24 protein-coding genes are annotated in these 19,746 nt (G+C 65.7%); 11 read left to right on the top strand and 13 right to left on the bottom strand.

The features are described 5' to 3' along the window. The first annotated feature begins 15 nt into the window (after nt 1–15). From ahcY to V9K97_RS11470, 4 genes are all read left to right on the top strand, one after another. Nucleotides 16–1,455, top strand: a complete 1,440-nt coding sequence (ahcY, locus tag V9K97_RS11485; RefSeq protein ID WP_337318093.1) for an adenosylhomocysteinase — start codon at nt 16–18, stop codon at nt 1,453–1,455. Next, nucleotides 1,456–2,244: a TlyA family RNA methyltransferase gene (locus tag V9K97_RS11480; protein WP_337318091.1), complete on the top strand. Its 789-nt coding sequence runs from the start codon at nt 1,456–1,458 to the stop codon at nt 2,242–2,244. Between the two features lie 10 nt (nt 2,245–2,254). Then, nucleotides 2,255–3,079 (top strand): methylenetetrahydrofolate reductase [NAD(P)H], encoded by an 825-nt coding sequence (gene metF, locus V9K97_RS11475; protein ID WP_337318089.1) that lies wholly within the window; start codon nt 2,255–2,257, stop codon nt 3,077–3,079. 86 nt (nt 3,080–3,165) lie between these two features. After that, entirely contained in the window at nt 3,166–3,762 is a 597-nt protein-coding gene (locus V9K97_RS11470) for a septal ring lytic transglycosylase RlpA family protein (RefSeq protein ID WP_337318087.1), read from the top strand. Nucleotides 3,763–3,793: 31 nt separating this feature from the next. Here V9K97_RS11470 and V9K97_RS11465 read toward each other — a convergent pair whose 3' ends face one another. Then, on the bottom strand, nt 3,794–4,753 hold the full coding sequence (locus tag V9K97_RS11465) for a 23S rRNA (adenine(2030)-N(6))-methyltransferase RlmJ (RefSeq protein WP_157616030.1): 960 nt from the start codon (nt 4,751–4,753) through the stop codon (nt 3,794–3,796). Between the two features lie 222 nt (nt 4,754–4,975). Here V9K97_RS11465 and rplM point away from each other — a divergent pair, with 222 nt between their 5' ends. From rplM to erpA, 3 genes are all read left to right on the top strand, one after another. Next, nucleotides 4,976–5,407, top strand: coding sequence for a 50S ribosomal protein L13 (gene rplM, locus V9K97_RS11460; protein WP_028259766.1), 432 nt, complete (start codon nt 4,976–4,978; stop codon nt 5,405–5,407). Nucleotides 5,408–5,419: 12 nt separating this feature from the next. Further along, a complete protein-coding gene (gene rpsI / locus V9K97_RS11455) occupies nt 5,420–5,812 on the top strand; it encodes a 30S ribosomal protein S9 (protein WP_126749434.1) in 393 nt (130 codons plus the stop codon). A 178-nt stretch (nt 5,813–5,990) separates the two neighbouring features. Further along, a complete protein-coding gene (gene erpA, locus V9K97_RS11450; RefSeq protein WP_126749433.1) occupies nt 5,991–6,356 on the top strand; it encodes an iron-sulfur cluster insertion protein ErpA in 366 nt (121 codons plus the stop codon). Nucleotides 6,357–6,458: 102 nt separating this feature from the next. Here erpA and V9K97_RS11445 read toward each other — a convergent pair whose 3' ends face one another. After that, the gene (locus tag V9K97_RS11445; protein WP_337318084.1) at nt 6,459–7,586 is read right to left on the bottom strand and encodes an anhydro-N-acetylmuramic acid kinase; all 1,128 of its coding nucleotides are present in this window, start codon (nt 7,584–7,586) and stop codon (nt 6,459–6,461) included. A gap of 55 nt (nt 7,587–7,641) precedes the next feature. Then, on the bottom strand, nt 7,642–8,982 hold the full coding sequence (locus V9K97_RS11440) for a peptidoglycan DD-metalloendopeptidase family protein (RefSeq protein WP_157616027.1): 1,341 nt from the start codon (nt 8,980–8,982) through the stop codon (nt 7,642–7,644). A gap of 157 nt (nt 8,983–9,139) precedes the next feature. Here V9K97_RS11440 and tyrS point away from each other — a divergent pair, with 157 nt between their 5' ends. Beyond that, nucleotides 9,140–10,372, top strand: coding sequence for a tyrosine--tRNA ligase (tyrS, locus tag V9K97_RS11435; protein WP_337318082.1), 1,233 nt, complete (start codon nt 9,140–9,142; stop codon nt 10,370–10,372). A 41-nt stretch (nt 10,373–10,413) separates the two neighbouring features. On the opposite strand, the gene V9K97_RS11430 is transcribed toward tyrS, so the two are convergent. Together V9K97_RS11430 and V9K97_RS11425 are read right to left on the bottom strand one after the other, a co-directional pair. Next, entirely contained in the window at nt 10,414–11,025 is a 612-nt protein-coding gene (locus tag V9K97_RS11430; protein ID WP_443303170.1) for an OmpA family protein, read from the bottom strand. Nucleotides 11,026–11,027: 2 nt separating this feature from the next. After that, nucleotides 11,028–11,522 (bottom strand): FecR family protein, encoded by a 495-nt coding sequence (locus V9K97_RS11425; RefSeq protein ID WP_337296995.1) that lies wholly within the window; start codon nt 11,520–11,522, stop codon nt 11,028–11,030. A 143-nt stretch (nt 11,523–11,665) separates the two neighbouring features. Here V9K97_RS11425 and V9K97_RS11420 point away from each other — a divergent pair, with 143 nt between their 5' ends. Next, nucleotides 11,666–12,577, top strand: coding sequence for a cation diffusion facilitator family transporter (locus V9K97_RS11420; RefSeq protein ID WP_337318080.1), 912 nt, complete (start codon nt 11,666–11,668; stop codon nt 12,575–12,577). Continuing rightward, nucleotides 12,574–13,017, top strand: coding sequence for a D-aminoacyl-tRNA deacylase (dtd, locus tag V9K97_RS11415; RefSeq protein ID WP_337318078.1), 444 nt, complete (start codon nt 12,574–12,576; stop codon nt 13,015–13,017). Before V9K97_RS11420 ends, dtd begins: the two co-directional genes overlap by 4 nt. A 10-nt stretch (nt 13,018–13,027) precedes the next feature. Here the strand turns inward: dtd and V9K97_RS11410 are convergent, their stop codons facing one another. The 3 genes from V9K97_RS11410 to V9K97_RS11400 are packed head-to-tail and all read right to left on the bottom strand — an operon-like array spanning nt 13,028 to nt 15,048. Continuing rightward, nucleotides 13,028–13,627, bottom strand: coding sequence for a class I SAM-dependent methyltransferase (locus V9K97_RS11410; protein ID WP_337318076.1), 600 nt, complete (start codon nt 13,625–13,627; stop codon nt 13,028–13,030). A gap of 1 nt (nt 13,628) precedes the next feature. Further along, on the bottom strand, nt 13,629–14,090 hold the full coding sequence (gene ybeY / locus V9K97_RS11405) for an rRNA maturation RNase YbeY (protein WP_337318074.1): 462 nt from the start codon (nt 14,088–14,090) through the stop codon (nt 13,629–13,631). Nucleotide 14,091: 1 nt separating this feature from the next. Further along, nucleotides 14,092–15,048, bottom strand: a complete 957-nt coding sequence (locus V9K97_RS11400) for a PhoH family protein (protein ID WP_307699071.1) — start codon at nt 15,046–15,048, stop codon at nt 14,092–14,094. Between the two features lie 20 nt (nt 15,049–15,068). On the opposite strand from V9K97_RS11400, the gene ruvA reads away from it, so the two are divergent. After that, nucleotides 15,069–15,641: a Holliday junction branch migration protein RuvA gene (gene ruvA, locus V9K97_RS11395; RefSeq protein ID WP_337296991.1), complete on the top strand. Its 573-nt coding sequence runs from the start codon at nt 15,069–15,071 to the stop codon at nt 15,639–15,641. 15 nt (nt 15,642–15,656) lie between these two features. Here ruvA and V9K97_RS11390 read toward each other — a convergent pair whose 3' ends face one another. From V9K97_RS11390 to V9K97_RS11370, 5 genes are read right to left on the bottom strand one after another with little or no spacing between them, the layout of a single operon-like run. Next, nucleotides 15,657–16,292: a YdeI/OmpD-associated family protein gene (locus tag V9K97_RS11390; RefSeq protein WP_337318072.1), complete on the bottom strand. Its 636-nt coding sequence runs from the start codon at nt 16,290–16,292 to the stop codon at nt 15,657–15,659. Then, nucleotides 16,280–17,233, bottom strand: a complete 954-nt coding sequence (locus tag V9K97_RS11385) for a phosphatidate cytidylyltransferase (RefSeq protein ID WP_337318070.1) — start codon at nt 17,231–17,233, stop codon at nt 16,280–16,282. Before V9K97_RS11385 ends, V9K97_RS11390 begins: the two co-directional genes overlap by 13 nt. Further along, a complete protein-coding gene (locus V9K97_RS11380; protein WP_443303134.1) occupies nt 17,230–17,955 on the bottom strand; it encodes a lysophospholipid acyltransferase family protein in 726 nt (241 codons plus the stop codon). Before V9K97_RS11380 ends, V9K97_RS11385 begins: the two co-directional genes overlap by 4 nt. After that, nucleotides 17,952–18,392 (bottom strand): hypothetical protein, encoded by a 441-nt coding sequence (locus tag V9K97_RS11375; RefSeq protein ID WP_337318068.1) that lies wholly within the window; start codon nt 18,390–18,392, stop codon nt 17,952–17,954. The genes V9K97_RS11380 and V9K97_RS11375 overlap by 4 nt, the downstream gene beginning before the upstream one ends. Continuing rightward, nucleotides 18,385–19,734, bottom strand: coding sequence for a phosphatase PAP2/dual specificity phosphatase family protein (locus tag V9K97_RS11370; protein WP_337318067.1), 1,350 nt, complete (start codon nt 19,732–19,734; stop codon nt 18,385–18,387). Before V9K97_RS11370 ends, V9K97_RS11375 begins: the two co-directional genes overlap by 8 nt. Nucleotides 19,735–19,746: the final 12 nt, after the last annotated feature.

The raw sequence follows: 19,746 nt of genomic DNA, 5'->3' as shown, positions 1-19,746 counted from the left end.
TTTGTTGGAGTTCTCATGAGCGCTGTTCTCAAGCCCACCCCCGTTTCCTCCGCCGACCAGGCGATTGCCGACCTGTCGCTGGCCGCCTGGGGCCGCAAGGAAATCCGCATTGCGGAAACCGAAATGCCCGGCCTGATGGCCATCCGCGAGGAGTTCTCGAAGGCGCAGCCGCTCAAGGGCGCGCGCATCACGGGCTCGCTGCACATGACGATTCAGACCGCCGTGCTGATCGAGACGCTGCAAGCGCTCGGCGCCACCGTTCGCTGGGCCTCGTGCAACATCTTCTCGACGCAGGACCACGCCGCCGCCGCCATTGCCGCAGCCGGCACCCCGGTGTTCGCGATCAAGGGCGAGTCGCTGAAGGACTACTGGGACTACACGCATGCCATCTTCGACTTCGGACCCAAGGGTTCGAAGGGCGAAGGCCCGAACATGATCCTGGACGACGGCGGCGACGCCACGCTGCTGATGCACCTGGGCCAGCGCGCCGAAAAGGACCTGGGCGTGCTTGCCAACCCGACCAGCGAGGAAGAACGCATCCTCTACGCGGCCATCAAGGCCAAGCTGGCTGTCGATTCGAACTGGTACACGCGCAAGTCGGCCGAGATCATCGGCGTGACCGAAGAAACGACGACCGGCGTGCACCGCCTGAACGAGATGAGCGCCAAGGGCACGCTGCTGTTCCGCGCCATCAACGTGAACGACTCGGTCACCAAGAGCAAGTTCGACAACCTGTACGGCTGCCGCGAATCGCTGGTGGACGGCATCAAGCGCGCCACCGACGTGATGATTGCCGGCAAGGTGGCCTGCGTGGCCGGCTACGGCGACGTGGGCAAGGGCTCGGCCCAGGCGTTGCGCGCACTGAGCGCCCAGGTGTGGGTGACCGAGATCGATCCCATCAATGCACTGCAGGCTGCGATGGAAGGCTACAAGGTCGTCACCATGGAATACGCCGCCGACAAGGCCGACATCTTCGTGACCACCACGGGCAACAAGGACGTGATCCGCCATGAGCACATGGCTGCGATGAAGGACCAGGCCATCGTCTGCAACATCGGCCACTTCGACAACGAGATCGATGTTGCGTCGATCGAGAAGTACGAGTGGGAAGAGATCAAGCCGCAGGTCGACCACATCACCTTCCCCGACGGCAAGAAGATCATCCTGCTGGCCAAGGGTCGCCTCGTGAACCTGGGCTGCGGCACGGGCCACCCGAGCTTCGTGATGTCGTCGTCTTTCGCCAACCAGACCATTGCGCAGATCGAGCTCTTCACCAAGCCCGATGCCTACCAGGCCGGCAAGGTCTACGTGCTGCCCAAGCACCTGGACGAAAAGGTCGCGCGCCTGCACCTGAAGAAGGTCGGCGCCATGCTCACCGAGTTGACCGACGAACAGGCCGCCTACATCGGCGTGAACAAGGCGGGTCCGTACAAGGCGGACACGTACCGGTACTGAATGCGCGCTGATCAATTGCTGGTCGAACGCGGCTTTGCCGCATCGCGCTCGCAGGCCGTGCGGCTGATTGCCGGCGGCATGCGTTGGCGCGATGCGGGCACGGGCGACGCGTGGCGCTCGGTCGTGAAGAATCGCGACGAAGTGCCCGAGTGGGCCGAGGTCGAACTCGACGACGCGGCGGAGGCCCGCTACGTGTCGCGTGGCGGGCTCAAGCTCGAAGGTGCGCTGGCCGCGAGCGGCCTGGACCCATCGGGCAAGCTGTGCCTCGACGTGGGCCAGTCGACCGGAGGCTTCACCGACTGCCTGCTGCAGCGCGGCGCTGCGAAGGTGGTGGGCGTCGACGTGGGCCATGGGCAACTGCATGCGCGGTTGCGCGAGGACGAGCGGGTTGTCGCCATCGAAGGCGTCAATGCGCGTGCGTTGTCGGCGGACGATCTGCAAGAGGAGGGCGAAGAGCCTTCCGAGCTGCGCTTCGACCTCATCGTCGGCGACCTGTCGTTCATTTCGCAGACGCTGGTGCTGCCGGCGCTGATGCCTTTCCTCGCCGACGACGGCCACCTGCTGATGCTGGTCAAGCCGCAGTTCGAACTGCAGCCGGGGCAGGTGGGCAAGGGCGGCATCGTGCGCGACGAGTCGATGTATGCGGTGGTCGAAAAGCGCCTGCGCGATGCCTGCGAAGCCCTCGAGCTTCGCGTGCTGCAATGGTTCGACAGCCCGATCGCCGGTGGCGACGGCAACCGCGAGTTTTTCATTCACGCCGTGCGCGCTGTTCAAGCGGACGGCTCTTAAGGAGACGCAGGTGCGCCTTCCGCTGAGCTTCGAATTCTTTCCCACCAAGACGCCTGAAGGCGCGGTCAAGCTGCGCGCGGTGCGCCAGCAGCTGTATGCGCGCAAGCCCGAGTTCTGCTCGGTCACTTACGGTGCGGGCGGCTCCACGCACCAGGGCACCTTTGGTGCGGTTCAAGAGATCCTGTCCGAGGGCGTGGACGCCGCAAGCCACTTCTCGTGCATCGGCGCCACGCGCGCCACGGTGCGCGAGCAGTTGGCCGAGCTCAAGTCCATGGGCGTGAAGCGCCTGGTCGCGCTGCGCGGCGACCTGCCGAGCGGCTACGGCATTGGCGGTGAATTTTTGTACGCGAGCGATCTCGTGGCCTTCATCCGCGAAGAAACCGGCCGCGACTTCCACATCGAGGTGGCCTGCTACCCCGAGGTGCATCCGCAGGCGCGTTCGCCCGAGGCCGACCTGCAGGCTTTTGCGGCCAAGGTGAAGGCCGGTGCCGATTCGGCAATCACGCAGTATTTCTTCAGCCCTGAGGCGTACTTCCGCTTTGTCGACGACGCCCGCAAGCTGGGGCTCGACACGCCGATCGTCCCGGGCGTCATGCCGATCATCAGCTCGACGCAACTCATGCGCTTCTCCGACGCCTGCGGCGCCGAGATCCCGCGCTGGATTCGCCTGCGGCTGCAGGGCTTTGGCGACGACACGGCATCCATCAAGGCTTTTGGCCTCGACGTGGTGGCCGACCTCTGCGCGCGCCTGCGCGACGGCGGCGCGCCGGCGCTGCACTTCTACACAATGAACCAGTCGGCGCCGACGCTGGCTGTGCTGGAGCGCCTCGATTGAGGGGGCGCGCGGAAGCAGGACGCTCGCTGCGCGGGGCCTTGCGTGTGGCCCTTGTTGCAGCAACCTGCGCGCTGGCCGGCTGTGCCATGCCCCCGGCCACCGAAGGCCCGGCGGCTGACACGAAAGACGCAAAGCTTTCGCCCTTGCCGCGCCAGATGGCCGTGCCTGCGGGCGCACCGGCCCGCTCGAGCGTGCCTTCGGTCCGCTACGACCTTGCGGCGCCCAGCTCCGGCGACCTGGGGCCTGACGACGGCGTGCCCGGCGACGGTGGCCCTCGCGAGATCTACGAACGTGGCGGAGCGTCCTGGTACGGCATCCAGTTTCACCAGCGCAAGACCGCGAGCGGCGAACGCTTCGACATGACGGCCATGACGGCGGCCCACAAGACCTTGCCGTTCAACACCCGCGTTTGCGTGCGCAGCCTGGTCACCGGCAGCGAAGTGCTGGTACGCATTACCGACCGGGGCCCCTATGCACAGGGCCGCATCATCGACCTGAGCCGTGCCGCGGCCGAGCGCATCGGCATGATCGGTCTCGGCATCAAGCAGGTGGCACTGACGATCATCGATCGCGACGGCATGCGCTGCGGTGGTGCCGACGTCGAGGCGGCAGAGCCGCCGCTGGCGTCCGCACCAGCGGCTCCGCGCCGCAAGGTGAATGTGCCGCCGCGCCGCCGGCGCTGAAAACGCCGGGCGAAGAAAAACCAGGAAAGGGCTAGCCGCCCGAATCGAGCGAGAAGGCGGCGTGCTTGTCCTGGGCCAGCCGCTCCACCAGCTGCGGCAGGGCAGCCGCCAGCAGCGGCTTCAGCGTATAGGGCGGGTTGATCAGGAACATGCCGCTGGCCGGCAGTCCGGGGCGCTGGGTTTCGCCCGTTGTGGTGGTGATCAGCTTGCTCGACTTGACCGTGAGCGTGGCGTGCAGCCACGACTTGCCGGCCTTGGTCGCCAGCGTCTTCAGCCGCCGCGGGAGGTCGTGCGCCTCTGGCCGCGGGATGATCGGGTACCACACTGCATAGGTGCCGGTCGCAAAGCGCTTGAGCGCCTCGGCCGCGAAGTCCAGCACGCGGCCGTAGTCGCTCTTGATTTCGTAGCTGGGGTCCATCAGCACCAGCGCGCGGCGCGAAGGTGGAGGCAGGAACTTGGTGGCACTGCCGAAGCCGTCTTCGCGCAGCACGGCGATCTGGCGGCCCGCCTCGAGTTGCGCAATGTTGGCATCCAGTGTGCGTGCGTCGGTCGGGTGCAGTTCGAACAGCTTGAGCTTGTCGTGGTCGCGCAGCAGGTGCTGCACGATGAACGGCGAACCCGGGTAGATACGCGCGCCGCCCTTGGGATTGAAGTCGTGAATCACGCTGAGATAGCGTGCAATCGCGTCGGCCAGGGGTGCTTCGGCCTCGGGCGCTACCTTTTTGGTAGCGGACTTTGCAGCCGGGGCCGGTTGCGCCGTGGGAGCAGCCGCCTTCTTGTCCGAAAGCAGGCGCAATATGCCTTCGGCCGCCTCGCCGCTGGTGCCGGCGTAGTCCCCGTCGAGGCGGTAAAGGCCGGCGCCGGCGTGGGTGTCGATGACGGTCAGGGCTGCTTCTTTTTCAAGCAGGTGGTCGAGCGTGGCAATCAGCACCGTGTGCTTGAGCACGTCGGCGTGGTTGCCGGCATGGAAGGCGTGGCGGTAACTGAACATAGGGTGAGGATGGTAACGTCTCGGGCTCCCCCGCAGGCTTCAATTTGCTTCGATGGCCCGATTCTTCGTATAATCGCAGGCTTCGCAGCGTTTTTGTAGCCCCGCGGCGAAGGCATGCAACCTGGTCTCCAGGGCGCGCGAAACCCACCTAAGAGATTCCCGTCAGAGGAACGCCGACCGTGGAAAAGGGCTCGCCAAACCCTCTTTTCAAGAGAAAAACTCATGACCAAAACGTTCAGCGCCAAGCCCGCTGACGTGACGCACGAGTGGTTTGTGATTGACGCGACCGACAAGGTCCTCGGACGAGTAGCCAGCGAAGTTGCTCTCCGTTTGCGCGGCAAACACAAGGCCATTTATACGCCTCACGTCGATACCGGTGACTTCATCGTCATCATCAACGCAGCCCAGCTGCGCGTCACCGGCGCCAAGTCGATCGACAAGGTGTACTACCGTCACTCGGGCTACCCGGGCGGTATCACGGCGACCAACTTCCGCGACATGCAATCCAAGCACCCGGGCCGCGCCCTGGAAAAGGCTGTCAAGGGCATGCTGCCCAAGGGCCCGCTTGGCTACGCGATGATCAAGAAACTCAAGGTGTACGGTGGCGCTGAGCACCCGCATACCGCCCAACAGCCCAAAGTGCTGGAACTGTAAGGAGCCTTGAGAATGATTGGTGAATGGAACAATGGCACCGGCCGTCGCAAATCGAGCGTCGCCCGTGTGTTTCTGAAAAAGGGCTCGGGCAAGATCACGGTCAACGGCAAGGACATTCAAGAGTTCTTCGGCCGCGAAACCTCGATCATGATCGCGAAGCAACCCCTCGTGCTGACCAACAACCTCGAAGCTTTCGACGTGATGGTCAACGTGAACGGCGGCGGTGAATCGGGCCAGGCCGGCGCAACGCGCCACGGCATCACCCGTGCGCTGATCGACTACGACGCAAGCCTGAAGCCGGTGCTGAGCCAGGCTGGCTTCGTTACCCGCGATGCGCGTGAAGTCGAGCGTAAGAAGGTCGGTTTGCACTCTGCTCGCCGCCGCAAGCAGTTCAGCAAGCGCTGATACTGTCCGCTGCAAGCAAGAGCCGCCTTCGGGCGGCTTTTTCATTGCGGCCCTTGGCGGGGACGGTTTTCGACCCCACTTGTGTTGGGTGCTCGCCAATGCCGCCCTGCCGAGAATGCCGCATTGCAGTAGCATTGGTTCATTGGCCGCCTGTTCGGCCCTCAAGGAGTTATCCCACATGAGCGTTGTTGCCGAAAACATCCAGACCCAGATGCCCGAGCCGATCGTCTTCACGGACAGTGCGGCCGCCAAGGTGGCCGACCTGATCGCCGAGGAGGGCAATCCCGACCTCAAGCTGCGCGTGTTCGTGCAAGGCGGCGGCTGCTCGGGCTTTCAGTACGGCTTCACTTTCGACGAAATCACGAATGAAGACGACACGACCATGACCAAGAACGGCGTGTCGCTGCTGATCGATGCCATGAGCTACCAGTATCTGGTCGGCGCTGAAATCGACTACAAGGAAGACCTGCAGGGCGCCCAGTTCGTGATCAAGAATCCGAACGCCACCAGCACCTGCGGCTGCGGATCCAGCTTCTCGGCGTGATTTTGCCCTGTTGCCGGTAAAAGCCGCCTTCGGGCGGCTTTTTGCTGCCTGGTGCTTTTATTCTTGCCTGCAAACGAGGCACGGACTCCGCTTGCGGGAGTCTCAGGCCGGGTAAATAGCGCCCAATACCCGGGCCCCGCGCGCACCGGTCACGCTGGCAAGGTTGCCTGCCTCGCGCCGCACGGTGCTGCGCGCCAGCCATGCAAAGGCCGCGGCTTCGACCTGCAGCGGCGGCAGGCCGTGCTTCGTGGACGCGTCCACCGCCACCTCCGGCAGCAACGCTCGCAAACGGGCGAGCAGGTGGTCGTTCAAGGCACCGCCGCCGCAAACGATCAGCAGTCTGCTACCGTTTCCATAGCGCTGCACATCAGCCGCACAAACGCTGGCGGTGAATTCGGTCAGCGTCGCTTGCACGTCGGCAGGCGCGGCGCCCGCAAGCGCGCCTAGGCGTGCTGAAAGCCAGGACGGGTTGAACAGGTCGCGACCCGTGCTTTTGGGTGGCGCCTTTGCGAAATAGGGCTCGGCCTGCAGCGTTGCAAGCAGCTCGGGCAGCACCTGCCCCCTTGCGGCCCATTGCCCCCCGCGATCGAAGGGCTGGCCGGTGTGAAGCTGACACCAGTAATCCATCAAGGCATTGCCTGGCCCGCAGTCGAAACCCAGCACGACGGGCTCTCCCGGCGCATCAGCGGCAGGTAGCAGGCTCAAATTGGAAATGCCGCCGATGTTCAGCACCACCACGGGTCCGTCGGCGCGCGCGAAGAGCGCACGGTGGAATGCCGGCACCAGTGGAGCGCCCTGACCGCCCGCGGCGAGGTCTCGGCTGCGAAAGTCTGCAACCACGTCGATGCCGGTCAGTTCAGCCAGCAGCGAGGGGTTGTTGATCTGCAGCGTGTAGCCAACGCCGTCGAATTCAGTGGGACGGTGGCGAACCGTCTGGCCATGAGTGCCAAGCGCTGTAACGGCACTGGCAGGAGTCCTGCTGTCCGCGAGGAGCTGGCCGACGACGCCTGCATAGATGCGGGCCAGGCCATTGCCGGCCAGCGCGGCGCGGTGCAGTTCGTTGTCGCCGGTCGTGTTGAGCGCCATCAGTTCCGTCCGCAGATCGGCGGGGAAAGGGGCGGTAGCGTAGGCCCGTACCGCGATGCGGCCTTCGGAAAAGTCGGCCAGAACGCCATCGACGCCGTCGAGTGACGTGCCGGACATCAAGCCGATGAACAGTTCGGCGGCCATACTGAACGGGGCGAGCGGGGCTCTTGTTGTGCCGCCGCTATTGCCCCGCGGGTGCTCAGTCTGCGCTGGCCTGGATGACCGAGAACGCTGCAGCCAGTTCGGTGCGCGCACCGACAGCGATGCGTTCGAAGGCCGGGCGCATGGCGGCGGTGATCGGGGCGCCGCCTTCCTGGGCGATCGAGGCCGGGTCCTGGTATTCGCCGTTCACGCGGAACTCGAAGTGCAGGTGAGGGCCGGTGGCCCAGCCCGTGGAGCCCACGGCGCCGATCGTCTGGCCCTGGCTGATGCTTTCACCGGCTTTGACGTCGACGCGGCTCAGGTGGGCGTAGGCCGTCTGCTGGTTGTTGCGGTGCTTGATGATGACGATGTTGCCGTAGCCGCTTTGCGTGCCGGCGAAATCGACCGTGCCGTCGCCGACGCTGCGCACTGCCGTGCCCGTGGGCGCGGCAAAGTCGATGCCGTTGTGCTGGCGCCAGCTGTTCAGGATCGGGTGCATGCGCATCGCAAAGCCGCTCGACACGCGCGAAAACTCGACCGGCGAGCTCAGGTACGCCTTGCGCAGGCTGTCGCCGTTCGGGCGGTAGTAGCTGCCCTTCTGGCCCGGGGGCTGGAACCACACGGCCTGGTGCACCTTGCCGCCGCTCTCGAACTCGGCCGAGAGCACGCGGCCGCTGCGCAGCGCCTGGCCGTCGGCTTCGAAGGTTTCGTACACCACGGCAAAGCGGTCGCCTTTGCGGAGTGCGCGCACGTCGACGTCGCCCGCGAAGATGTCGGCCAGCTGGCTCGCGACCGAATCGGGAACGCGGGAGTCGTCGGTGGCTGCGAACAGCGAGGTGCGGATGGTGCCGCTGGCCAGGCGTGTGCCGGGCGTGAGCGTGTCGCGCTCGGTGAGTGCAACGAAGCCGACCGCCGTGCGCTCGATGACGAAGCGCTTGAAGCCGCCGTCGCCGTCGGGAATCCAGCGGGCGCTCAGCTTCTTGAGCTGGTTTTCCTGGGTGGCTTCGGCCGTGATGGTGCGGCCCGCGCGCGCAAACAGCGCATTGCGGGCTTCGCCGCTCGCGCGCACGAAGGCGGTGGCGGCGGGGTCGGAAATACCCAGGCGCTTCAGCAGGGCCTCAGCCGTGTCGCTCGAACGCGTGATGTCGGTGCGAAACAGCGTGAAGCTGAAGTTCTCGAGCGATTCGCTCTGTTCTGCAAAGGACAGGGGCGCGGTCGCTTCAAGCACCTGTTGGACCGGGAGGTCGGAGGCGTCGGGGCCCAGGGAGGCCACCGCCAGGGTGCCGGCACTCAGCAAGGCAGCCGCGATGGCCGCGGTGATCTGCTTGGGATAGGTCCGGAATGTATAGGCCACGCGAGAAGCCAGAAGCTCCTCGGCGGCGAGAATGCCGTTGATCAAACTTTGAATTCCAGCTCAGGTTCTGCAAATCCGCGCTGCAAAGCCCAGAACGGACAGGGCGGCAGGACGGTGCGGAAAAAAGCGCCGCTTAGAATCCGGCGCTTGAAAAGTCGGGCTGAGTATAGCTTCGGCAACCTGAAAATCAGCCAAAAAGCCTATGAATGCCGAATCTGTTACATCCAATGGCCTGTCCGATGGTGTAAGACGAGCGCTTGAAATCTCCCTCCGGGGCGCCGACGAGCTCCTGCCGCAGGACGAATGGGTGCGCAAGCTGCAGCGCTCGGAGGCCAGCGGAACGCCGCTGCGCATCAAGCTGGGGCTCGATCCGACCGCTCCCGATATCCACATCGGCCATACGGTTGTCCTCAACAAGATGCGTCAGCTCCAAGACCTGGGGCATCGTGTGATTTTCCTGATCGGCGACTTCACGACCACCATTGGCGACCCTTCCGGCCGCAACAGTACCCGGCCGCCGCTCACGCGCGAGCAGATCGAGGCCAACGCCCAGACCTACTACCGGCAGGCCAGCCTGGTGCTGGACCCTGAAAAGACCGAGATTCGCTACAACTCCGAATGGAGCGACCCGCTGGGTGCGCGCGGCATGATCCAACTGGCCGCCAAATACACCGTCGCCCGCATGATGGAGCGCGACGATTTCAACAAGCGCTTCAAGGCTGGCCAGTCGATCTCGGTGCACGAGTTCCTCTACCCACTGATGCAGGGCTACGACTCGGTGGCGCTCAAGAGCGACCTCGAACTGGGCGGCACCGACCAGAAGTTCAACTTGCTGGTTGGTCGTCACCTCCAGCAGGAATACGGGCAAGAGCCGCAGTGCATACTCACTATGCCTCTGCTGGAGGGGCTCGATGGCGTCGAGAAGATGTCCAAGAGCAAGAACAACTACATCGGCATCAGCGAAGACGCCAACACCATGTTCGCCAAGGTGCTGTCGATCTCCGACGAGCTGATGTGGCGCTGGTACACCTTGCTGAGCTTTCAGTCTCTGGAACAGATCGAGGCGCTCAAGGCTGAAATTGCGGCCGGCCGCAATCCGAAGGATGCGAAGGTGGCGCTGGCCAAGGAAATTACTGCGCGCTTCCACAGCGCGGCAGCCGCCGATGCCGCCGAGCAGGATTTCATCAACCGCAGCAAGGGCGGCGTGCCCGACGAGATTCCCGAGGTCTCGCTGGGCGGCGCACCGCTTGGCATTGCGCAGCTGCTCAAGCAAGCCGGCTTGGCACCCTCGACCTCCGAGGGCAATCGGCTGATCGACGGCGGCGGCGTGCGGGTCGATTCAGTCGTGATCAGCGACAAGGCGCTGAAGCTGTCCGCGGGCAGCTACGTGGTGCAGGTCGGCAAGCGCAAGTTTGCGCGCGTGACCGTCAGCTGACGAAAAGGGCGGTGGCGGCGCTGGCCGCCAGCCCGCCTACCTCACCGGACTTCGATGGTGACGCGCCGATTGCGCGGCTCGTCCACCTCGTCGGCGGTGGAAACGGCGAGTTCGCGTTCGCCGCGGCCTACGGCCTCGATGCGCTTAGCGGGAAATTGCCGGTCTATGAAGAGCTGCACCACTTCCTGCGCCCGGCGCTGCGAAAGCATGTCGTTCTGCTCGAGCGCACCCTTGGTGTCGGTATGTCCGGTCACCACGATGTCGCTGCCGCTGCGGGTTTGAGCCGCAACCAGTGCCTCGTTCATGACCTGCTGCGACGCAGGCGTGAGCGTCGTGCCGCCGGCGTCGAAAAACACGGTGTAGCGCTGCGGCGGAGGCGGACGCATGTCGAACAGTGCCTTGTTCTCGGCCCGCACCTTGGCCGGGTCCGCCTGGTCGACCACGGGGGCGCCCGAAGCGCCGACCGCCGCGGTCGCACGCTGGTAGGGCCTGGAAAGAACTTCTTCGCCGTCCTTCGCGCGCACCACCACCGCAGAGGGCTTGTCGTCCGCCTGGGGCAGCAGCACCACGCGGGTGCCCGGCGAGCTGCAGGCGCCAAGCAGCGCTGCGGTCAGGGCGGCAAGAAGATAGGAGGCATGGGGCCGCAACTTCATCATCATGGCTGGCCGTCGGCTTGCACGATGAAGTCGGTTCCGCGGATTCCGATCGTGGCCGTTTGCGTCTCCACGCGGATCGCGTCGGGGTTGGTCTTGCCGATGAGGCCCGTGATCATGCGCATGGAGCCGCGCAGCAGCGACACGAGCACGCCGCCTTCATGCGTGGTGGCGTTGAAGTGGAATTCCTTCAGGTCCAGCCGCGACGAAGGTCCGACGACGAGCGTCGTGTCGTCGCGCAAGACCACGGCCGCGGAAGAGTCCGGACCGGTCACGATACGGTCCACAGCGGTTAGCGCATCGCCTGCGGCGGCGACACGCGGCGTACCGGCCGAGCTGAGCAGTTGCACGTTGCCGCGCACCGACTTCACGAAGCCCGCCTGAGGCTCGGCAACCGGTGCGGCTATGGGTGCGGTGAGCGCTGCTTGCGCGTGGGCCAACGCCACTGCGCCCCAAAGGGCGAAGCCTCCCAGGGCGATCAGGAATTTTTTCATCATCACTCTCTGCGAATGTCTCGCGGTGACACAAATATTAAATTGAACCTGTTACAAGCGGAGGCCGCATTTGATAACTCGGCTACAAAGATGCGGTCTTTTGCCGCACTTCTGTCGTTTTTCTTGCTCAACGTCTCTCGCCGCGCATGATTCTTACGCCCAAGACGCTGCTTCGCGTCTCCGTCGCCGTAGCCCTCATCACGATCCTGCTCAAGGGCCTGGCAGGCTACGTCACGAATTCGATGGGCCTGATCTCCGACGCCATGGAGTCGTTCGTCAATCTTGCCAGCGCCATGTTCGCCCTGGCCATGGTGACGGTGGCGGCGCGGCCGGCCGACGAGGACCATCCCTACGGCCACCACAAGGCCGAGTACTTTTCATCGGGCTTCGAAGGCATCCTGATCGTGGGTGCGGCGGCCGCCATTCTCTGGGTTTCCGTGCAGCGGCTGCTTTCTCCTCAGCCGCTCGAGCAGTTGGGCTGGGGGCTCGCGCTTTCGGTGCTTAGTTCCGCATTCAACGCGGGCCTGGCCTATGCGCTGTTTCGCGCGGCGGATACCCACCGGTCCATCGCGCTGGAAGCCGATGCGCGGCATCTCATGACCGACGTCTGGACCTCGGCCGCGGTCGTCATCGGCATCGTGGCCGTGCACTTCAGCGGATGGCTCTGGCTCGATCCGCTGCTCGCCATCGGCGTGGCGCTCAACATCGTGCGGGAAGGCGTGAAGCTCGTGTGGCGCTCGTCGCAGGGCCTGATGGACGAGGCGCTCGAGCCCGAGACCATTGCCACGCTGCGCACCACGCTCGACGAGTTTGCCGCACGCCTGCCCGAAGGCGCGCGGCTGCGCTTCGACGACATGGTCACGCGGCGCGCGGGCCAGCGCCGGTTTGCCGACCTGCACATGCACGTGCCGGGCGACTGGACACTGCAGCACGCGGCCGCCATGCGCGACGAACTGGAGCAGGCACTGATGGACGCCGTGCCCGGCCTGCGCGTGACCATCCAGCTGCTGCCGCTGGGCATGGAAGCGCGCGCCACGCAGATGGAGGAGGAGGCATGAAAGCCGTGATTCAACGCGTGGCAAGCGCGCGTGTCGATATTGGCGGGCAGACCACGGGCGCCATCGAGGCCGGCCTGCTCGTGCTGCTCTGTGCCGAGCGCGGCGATGTGGATGCGCTCGCCGACCGCATGCTGGCAAAGATACTGAAGCTACGCATCTTTTCAGACGACGCGGGCAAGATGAACCGCAGCCTGCAGGACATCGGCGGCGGCCTGCTCGTGGTGAGCCAGTTCACGCTCGCGGCCGACGTGAGCGGCGGCAATCGCCCGAGCTTCACGCAGGCAGCGGCGCCGGATGAAGGGCGGCGGCTTTACGACTATTTCGTGGCGCAAGCCCGCGCTGCGCACCCCGTGGTTGCAACGGGCGAGTTCGGCGCCGACATGCAAGTGCACTTGGTCAACGATGGGCCGGTCACCATTCCGCTGCAGATGACGGCGTAGCGCGCTGCCGTCACTCGCGTTCGAGTACGGCTTCCCAAAGCACCTTCGGCTGTTCGTAGCGCTCGACCGTGCGTTCTTCCAGGTGCAGCATGCGCCAGCCCTCGGTGAAGAGCCGCTCCACCGCTGCACGGTCGAAAAACCGCTTGGGCACGCCGTCCACGAGGTAGAAAGAATCTTCGCCCTTCGGCGGCGGGCCGCTGGCGCCGTGGTGAAAGTCGTTGACTGAATTCAACCGGCACAGCAGTACGCCGCCCGGGCGAAGCACGTCGTGAATCCGCCGGGCCAGAGCCAGCGTTTCATCCCAGGCAAAGTAGTGCAGCGAAAGACTCGCGAGCACCGCGCCCACGCTGCCGTCGGCCACCGGAAAGGGTGCGCGGAAATCGCTGCAAAGAAACTCCGCGCCGTGCGGCACCCGTGCCCGAGCGGCCGCCACCGATTCGTTCGAGAGCTCGATGCCCACCACGCGAAGCCCAGCGCCCGCCAACACCGCGCTGTCCCGGCCCGTTCCGCAGCCCAGCTCGAGCACCGGGTCCGCTCCCGCGCGCTCGGCAAGCAGAGGAAGCCAGCGCGGCAGCCACGGATCGGTGTTCGCGCCGAGCGTTGCGGTCATCTCACCGCCCGTATGGATTTCGAATGCCGAGGCCCGCCAGGATCTCGATCTCGCGCGCTTCCATTTCCTCGGCATCGGCCTCACCGGTCTCGTGGTCCCAGCCCTGCGCGTGCAGCGTGCCGTGAACGAGCAGGTGCGCGTAGTGCGCGGCCAATGTCTTGCGTTGCTCCTTGGCCTCGGCCGCGACCACCGGCGCGCACAGCACCAGGTCGGCCATCACCATCGGGCTTTGCGCGTAGTCGAACGTCAGCACGTTGGTCGCATAGTCCTTGCCGCGAAATTCGCGGTTCAGGCGCTGGCCTTCCTCGGCATCGACGATGCGCACCGTGATTTCGCCGTCCGCGTCGAGCGCATGGCGGATCCAGCGGGCCACGTTGTGCCGCGGCAATGCGGCGCGATGCCGCTCGATGCCCTTGAAGCGCGGTGCGAACTGCAGCGAAAGCGAGAGCTGGGCCAGCGCCATGTCAGTGCGACCCCGCGCGCTTGCGCTGGCCGTCGTAGGCATCGACGATCTTGGCGACCAGCGGATGCCGCACTACGTCGGCGCTGGTGAAGTGCGTGATGGCAATACCGCTCACGCGCCGCAGCACGCGCTCGGCGTCGATCAGCCCGCTCAGCTGCTGCTTGGGCAGATCGATCTGGCTCACGTCGCCTGTTACCACCGCCTTGGCGCCGAAGCCGATGCGCGTGAGAAACATCTTCATCTGCTCGACCGTGGTGTTCTGCGCTTCATCCAGGATGACGAAGGCGTTGTTCAGCGTGCGTCCGCGCATGAAGGCCAGCGGCGCAATTTCGAGTGCATTGCGCTCGAAAGCCTTCTGCACCTTTTCATAGCCCATCAGGTCATAGAGCGCGTCGTACAGCGGGCGCAGGTAGGGGTCGACCTTCTGCGTCAGGTCGCCCGGCAAGAAGCCGAGCCGCTCGCCGGCTTCCACCGCCGGGCGCGTGAGCACGATGCGCTGCACCGCGGCGCGTTCCAGCGCATCGACCGCGCAGGCCACGGCCAGGTAGGTCTTGCCGGTGCCCGCCGGGCCGATGCCGAAGGTGATGTCGTGCTTGGCGATGTTGTCGAGGTACAGCGCCTGCGTGGGCGTGCGTGCGCGCAGGTCGGCGCGGCGCGTGACGAGCATGGCCGCGTCCTCATCGCCGTCGATCATGGAACCGTCACCCGCCAGCGTGAGCTGCACCACGGCCGGGTCGATCGGGCGCTGGGCAATTTCGTACAGCGCCTGCAGCACGTCCATCGCCCGCTGCGCGGAGGCCTTGGGGCCGTCGACCTTGAACTGCTCGTGGCGATGCGCGATCTTCACGCCCAGCGCCTCTTCGATGCGGCGCAGGTGTGCGTCCAGCGGTCCGCACAGGTGGCCGAGGCGCGAGTTGTTGGGGGGAGCAAAGGTGTGTCGCAGAATCACGCCGGACATTTCAAGGAAAAAGGGCACCCATGATAGGCAAACTCACCGGCATCCTGGCCGAGCGCAACCCACCGCAAGTGGTGGTGGACTGCAACGGCGTCGGTTACGAGGTCGATGTGCCGATGAGCACGTTCTACAACCTGCCCGGCACCGGAGAGCGCGTTTCGCTGCTCACGCACTTCGTGGTGCGCGAGGACGCGCAGATTCTCTACGGTTTCGGCACCGCCGAGGAGCGTGCGGCTTTTCGGCAACTCATCAAGATCACTGGCGTAGGGCCGCGCACGGCGCTCGGCCTGCTGTCGGGCATGAGCGTGGGCGAGCTGTCGCAGGCCATCACCACGCAGGAGCTCGGCCGCCTCATCAAGATTCCGGGCATCGGCAAGAAGACCGCCGAGCGGCTGCTGCTGGAACTCAAGGGCAAGCTGGGTGCCGACATCGGCCTGCCTGCGCATGCAGCCTCCGATGCGCAGGCCGACATCCTGCAGGCGCTCATCGCGCTGGGCTACAGCGACAAGGAAGCCGCGCTGGCGCTGAAGGCACTGCCAAAGGATGCGACGGTGAGCGAGGGCATCAAGCTGGCGCTGAAGGCGCTGGCGAAGTAGGGCGCCGGACCGCGCTCAGGGGTGGATCTTCTCGCCCTTGGCGAGCATTTCAACGAATTGCGCGATACGCCGCGCCCGGGTCTCGGGTTTCTTCGCACCCTGCGTGCGGAACAGTACCGCGTAGCGGTTGCGCGAATCGAGGGTGGCGAAGAAGGCGGCGGCCTTGGGGCTTGCGTCCAGCGCGGCCTGCAGGTCGGGCGGCACGGTGGCGACGCTCTGGGCGTCGTAGGCCGCATCCCAGCGGCCGTCGGCGCGGGCGCGGTCGACCTCCGCCAGGCCGGCAGGCTGCATGCGGCCTTCCTCGATCAGCTTCAGTGCCTTGTCGCGGTTGATCTTCGACCAGGTGCTGCGCGACGTGCGCGGGGTGAAGCGCTGCAGAAAGTACTTGTCGTCTTCCGCCTTGCGCTGCCCGTCGATCCAGCCGTAGCACAGCGCAACCTCGAGTGCCTCGGCGTGGTTGACCGATGCCATGCCGCTGTCCTTCTTGGCCATTCGCAGCCACACGCCGGCCGCGGCGGCATGGTGTCTCTTGAGCCACCGCTCCCATGAGGCGGCGGTGGTGCATTCGACGGGCGTGTCGTGCGGAACGCGCTCGGCCGCGACCGCTTTCTTTGCCCTTGTGCTGGTGGGTGCCGTGCTCACGGCACCCACCAGTAGCGCAAGGCGTGAAAGTAGATCGGCGCCGCGAAGATCACCGAGTCGAGCCGGTCGAGCATGCCGCCGTGGCCTTCGATCATCGAACCCCAGTCTTTCACGCCGCGGTCTCGCTTGATGGCGGACATCACGAGTCCGCCGAAAAAGCCCATGAGGCAGATGGTGAGCGCCATCAGCGCCGCCTGCCAGGGGTTGAACGGCGTCGCCCAATAGAGCGCCGCCCCCAGTGCGGTGGCGCTGGCGACGCCGCCGACCAGGCCCTCCCACGTCTTTGATGGCGAGAGTTCGGGCGCCACCTTGCGCTTGCCGAAGAGCTTGCCCCACACGTACTGCAGCACGTCGCTGCCCTGCACCACGATCACCAGAAAAGCGATCAGCAACAGGTTGCGGCCTTCGAAGCCGGGAATCTGCAGCGTAAGCAGCGCTGGCACGTGGCTGATGCAGAACACGCAGATCATCAGGCCCCACTGGATCTTGGAGGTGCGCTCCAGAAAGCGCTGCGTGTCGCCGCCCACGGCCGCAAGAATCGGTAGCACGAGAAAGGCGTAGACCGGAATGAAGATCGAATAGAGCCCGTACCACTCGATCCACACCAGAAAGTACTGCACCGGCAGCCCGATGTAGAACGCCGCGGCAATTGCATGATGGTCGCCGCGCCGCGTGTAGGCCAGGCTGATGAACTCGCGCAGCGCGTAGAAAGAGATCAGATAGAACAGCACGATCACGCCGCCCTTGCCGAAGGCGAAGGCAAGGCCGATCACCGCCACCATCACCCACCACGCATTGACGCGCGCGTTGAGGTTGTCGATGACCGAATGGGGTCGGCCTTGCGCCACGCGCCACTTGAGCGCTGCGCCGATGGCCGATGCAAGGATCAGCACGCCGGCCACGCCTCCGAACAATTGCAGCGTGGTCTGTGTGAAAGGCGAGATGTTCATGGCGTGGTTGCGGCTGCTTTTTCTTGTTCGGGCACGCGGTCGTATTCGGGGCGCAGGTCGAGCATGGCGGCACGCGCGCGGGCGAGAAAGCTGGTCTTGTCTTCGCCCTCGGCCAGCTGGATGGGCGCGCCGAAGCGAACCGTGCAGGCGAGCGGAATCGGCACCAGCGTGCCCTTGGGCAGCACGCGCTTCAGGTTCTCGATCCACACCGGCACCAGCCGCACGGTGGGGCAGGCGCGCGCCAGGTGATAGAGGCCGCTCTTGAGCGGCAGCAGGATCTCGTCGCCGGTGTTGCGCGTGCCCTCGGGAAACATGATGAGCGAGTCGCCGCCTTCGAGCGCTTCCTTCATCTGGTCGACCGGGTTGCCGCCCTGGCCCGAGCCGTCGCGCCGGATCATCAGCGCGTTGAACACATCCGCGCCGATGAACTGGCGCACCTTCGACGCCATCCAGTAGTCCTGGCCCGCCACCGGCCGCGTCAGCGCGCGAAGGTCGGGCGGCAGCGTGGCCCACAGCAGCACGAAATCGCCGTGGCTCGTGTGGTTGGCGAAGTACAGCGTCTGCTCGGCCTTGGGCGTGGTGCCGCTCCACATGGCGCGCACGCCAGTCAGCAACCCTGCCGCGCCGATGATCAGCTTGCCGGCGACGACGGCAAGCGCGCGGCGCAGCACCGTGCTTTCAGGCCGGTGGTCTTTTTCGTTGTTGTTGTCTTCTTCGGTCACGACAGGTCCTGTGTCATCAAGGCAAGGAGAAACATGGCGCTCTGGCAGGCAACCACGATGGCGTGGCGCTGCATGAGCTGCCGGGTGCCCTGCACTCGGTCTTCGAGCGGCCGAAGGGTCGCGGGCGGCTGTGCGCTGCGCAGGCCGAGCCGGTCGAGCGCGCCGTCGAGCGCACCGAGCGATGCGATGTCGCCGCGCGCGAGATCGGCGAACAGCGCCTGGTCGAGCCGCAGCCTGAATGCGAAATAGCGCTCGAGCGTGCCCAGCACCACGACTGCGCCAAAGCCCATGGCGGCCGTGGTCGAGAGCGAGCGCATGGTGAGCGCGAGCACCAGCGCCGCGATGCACATGAGTGCGAAGCCCCAGGCCGCCAGCACCGCCGCGGCGCGCAGCAACCCGGCAAGCGCGGCGCAGATGGCGCGCTCGTTCTCAGTCATGGGGCGGAACTCCAGGTGCAGCGGCACCGAGCGGTTCGAGCGAGGCCCGCCAGGCAGCGCGCAGAACGATCTGCGGGCGCGCAAGGCGCACAGCGTCTTCCGCCTGCGCCAGGCCGCCCGATGCGCCGTAGCGCCTCAGCCACGCAATGGCCGCGGCGGCGCTGCGCGAGAAGCCCAACGCACAGCAGACCCACACGGGAGCGCCTTCGGCATGGAGGCGCTGCCCTTCGATCACCGCGGCGGCGCGCTGCAGCCGCACGGTCGGCGGCACGGTCAAATCGAGTATCGGCACGCAACGCGCATGCGGAACGCCGGCCGGCGCCTGCAGCTCGGCGCACAGGCTTACGATCCGCGGTCGTCCGGCGTCAATCCATTCGGCCTTCGTCGGCAGGCGCCCGAGGCGCAGGCCCGGCACCACTTCGACCGAAGCCGGCAGCTTGCGCGTCCAGAGCCATGCGTTGACTGCGGCGCCAAGGCGATAGGGCGCGAACAGCCAGCGCGCAGCCCAACTCATGCGACCCGTGCCGTTCATCTGGAAGCCGCGGGCGCCGAAGCCGATGTAATTGAGTGCCACCAGCGCCAGCGAAACCGCGGGCCAGGCGAGCCAAAGCCAGATGCCGCCGCCATACAACGCGGCAGCAAGAAACAACGCCGCGCCGGTGGCATAGAGGCCCGCGAGCTTCCAGCGCTGTGCATCGCGCGTGCGCTGCCAGGCACGCGGCATCGACACCGTCCGCTCCAGCGGCCACAGCCAGACGCAGAAGATTCCGAGCAGCGCACCCGTCGGAATGTCGATGAAGTGGTGCTGCCAGGTGGTGAGCACCGACGCGCAGATCGCGAACGCCCACACATGCAGCACCAGCCTTGCCCACATTGCACGCAAAAACTGCCGGTACCAGTCCCACAGGATCACCGCCAGCGCGATGTGCAGCGAAGGTGCCTGGTTATAGGGCTGGTCGAAACCGCGCAGCGCATTGAACAGAAAGGCCGGCGCGCCTTCGACGGCCGGCTGCCCAAAGCTGAAATGCAGAGGCCAGACGACGAAGCAGGTGCAGGCGATGAGCGTTGCGCTCACGAGCCGCAGCGCATGCCTGTCGAGCGTGTGCTTGCTGCGCGCGAGAAAGAGCGAGAGCGCGTAGAAGACATTGATCGTCCAGTACGGAAAAATCGTCCAGGCCCAGAACGGCACCTGCCGCTCCCACTCGAAGGCCATCGAAGGCACCTGCGCGCGCGTGGTGGCCCACCAGTTGGCAAGGCCGTAGGTCGCGTAGAACAACGGCCCCAGAAACACCAGCCATGCGGCAGCCCGCTTCCACGGTCGCTGTGCCAGCCAGTGCTTCATTTCGCGTCAAGC

The sequence above is a fragment of the Variovorax sp. CCNWLW186 genome (genome assembly GCF_037203865.1).
Classification (GTDB): Bacteria; Pseudomonadota; Gammaproteobacteria; order Burkholderiales; family Burkholderiaceae_C; genus Variovorax.
This window is presented reverse-complemented; position numbering and strand designations above follow the sequence as displayed.

Bases quoted from the DNA above. Each gene is read 5' to 3' on its own strand.
- V9K97_RS11470 (WP_337318087.1), top strand. From the start codon at position 3,166: ATGCCCCCGGCCACCGAAGGCCCGGCGGCTGACACGAAAGACGCAAAG.
- V9K97_RS11420 (WP_337318080.1), top strand. From the start codon at position 11,666: ATGATTCTTACGCCCAAGACGCTGCTTCGCGTCTCCGTCGCCGTAGCC.
- erpA (WP_126749433.1), top strand. From the start codon at position 5,991: ATGAGCGTTGTTGCCGAAAACATCCAGACCCAGATGCCCGAGCCGATC.
- V9K97_RS11400 (WP_307699071.1), bottom strand. From the start codon at position 15,048: ATGTCCGGCGTGATTCTGCGACACACCTTTGCTCCCCCCAACAACTCG.
- ruvA (WP_337296991.1), top strand. From the start codon at position 15,069: ATGATAGGCAAACTCACCGGCATCCTGGCCGAGCGCAACCCACCGCAA.
- ahcY (WP_337318093.1), top strand. From the start codon at position 16: ATGAGCGCTGTTCTCAAGCCCACCCCCGTTTCCTCCGCCGACCAGGCG.
- V9K97_RS11445 (WP_337318084.1), bottom strand. From the start codon at position 7,586: ATGGCCGCCGAACTGTTCATCGGCTTGATGTCCGGCACGTCACTCGAC.
- tyrS (WP_337318082.1), top strand. From the start codon at position 9,140: ATGAATGCCGAATCTGTTACATCCAATGGCCTGTCCGATGGTGTAAGA.
- V9K97_RS11375 (WP_337318068.1), bottom strand. From the start codon at position 18,392: ATGACTGAGAACGAGCGCGCCATCTGCGCCGCGCTTGCCGGGTTGCTG.
- V9K97_RS11465 (WP_157616030.1), bottom strand. From the start codon at position 4,753: ATGTTCAGTTACCGCCACGCCTTCCATGCCGGCAACCACGCCGACGTG.
- dtd (WP_337318078.1), top strand. From the start codon at position 12,574: ATGAAAGCCGTGATTCAACGCGTGGCAAGCGCGCGTGTCGATATTGGC.
- V9K97_RS11430 (WP_443303170.1), bottom strand. From the start codon at position 11,025: ATGAAGTTGCGGCCCCATGCCTCCTATCTTCTTGCCGCCCTGACCGCA.
- V9K97_RS11410 (WP_337318076.1), bottom strand. From the start codon at position 13,627: ATGACCGCAACGCTCGGCGCGAACACCGATCCGTGGCTGCCGCGCTGG.
- V9K97_RS11425 (WP_337296995.1), bottom strand. From the start codon at position 11,522: ATGATGAAAAAATTCCTGATCGCCCTGGGAGGCTTCGCCCTTTGGGGC.
- rpsI (WP_126749434.1), top strand. From the start codon at position 5,420: ATGATTGGTGAATGGAACAATGGCACCGGCCGTCGCAAATCGAGCGTC.
- V9K97_RS11385 (WP_337318070.1), bottom strand. From the start codon at position 17,233: ATGAACATCTCGCCTTTCACACAGACCACGCTGCAATTGTTCGGAGGC.
- V9K97_RS11480 (WP_337318091.1), top strand. From the start codon at position 1,456: ATGCGCGCTGATCAATTGCTGGTCGAACGCGGCTTTGCCGCATCGCGC.
- V9K97_RS11370 (WP_337318067.1), bottom strand. From the start codon at position 19,734: ATGAAGCACTGGCTGGCACAGCGACCGTGGAAGCGGGCTGCCGCATGG.
- ybeY (WP_337318074.1), bottom strand. From the start codon at position 14,090: ATGGCGCTGGCCCAGCTCTCGCTTTCGCTGCAGTTCGCACCGCGCTTC.
- rplM (WP_028259766.1), top strand. From the start codon at position 4,976: ATGACCAAAACGTTCAGCGCCAAGCCCGCTGACGTGACGCACGAGTGG.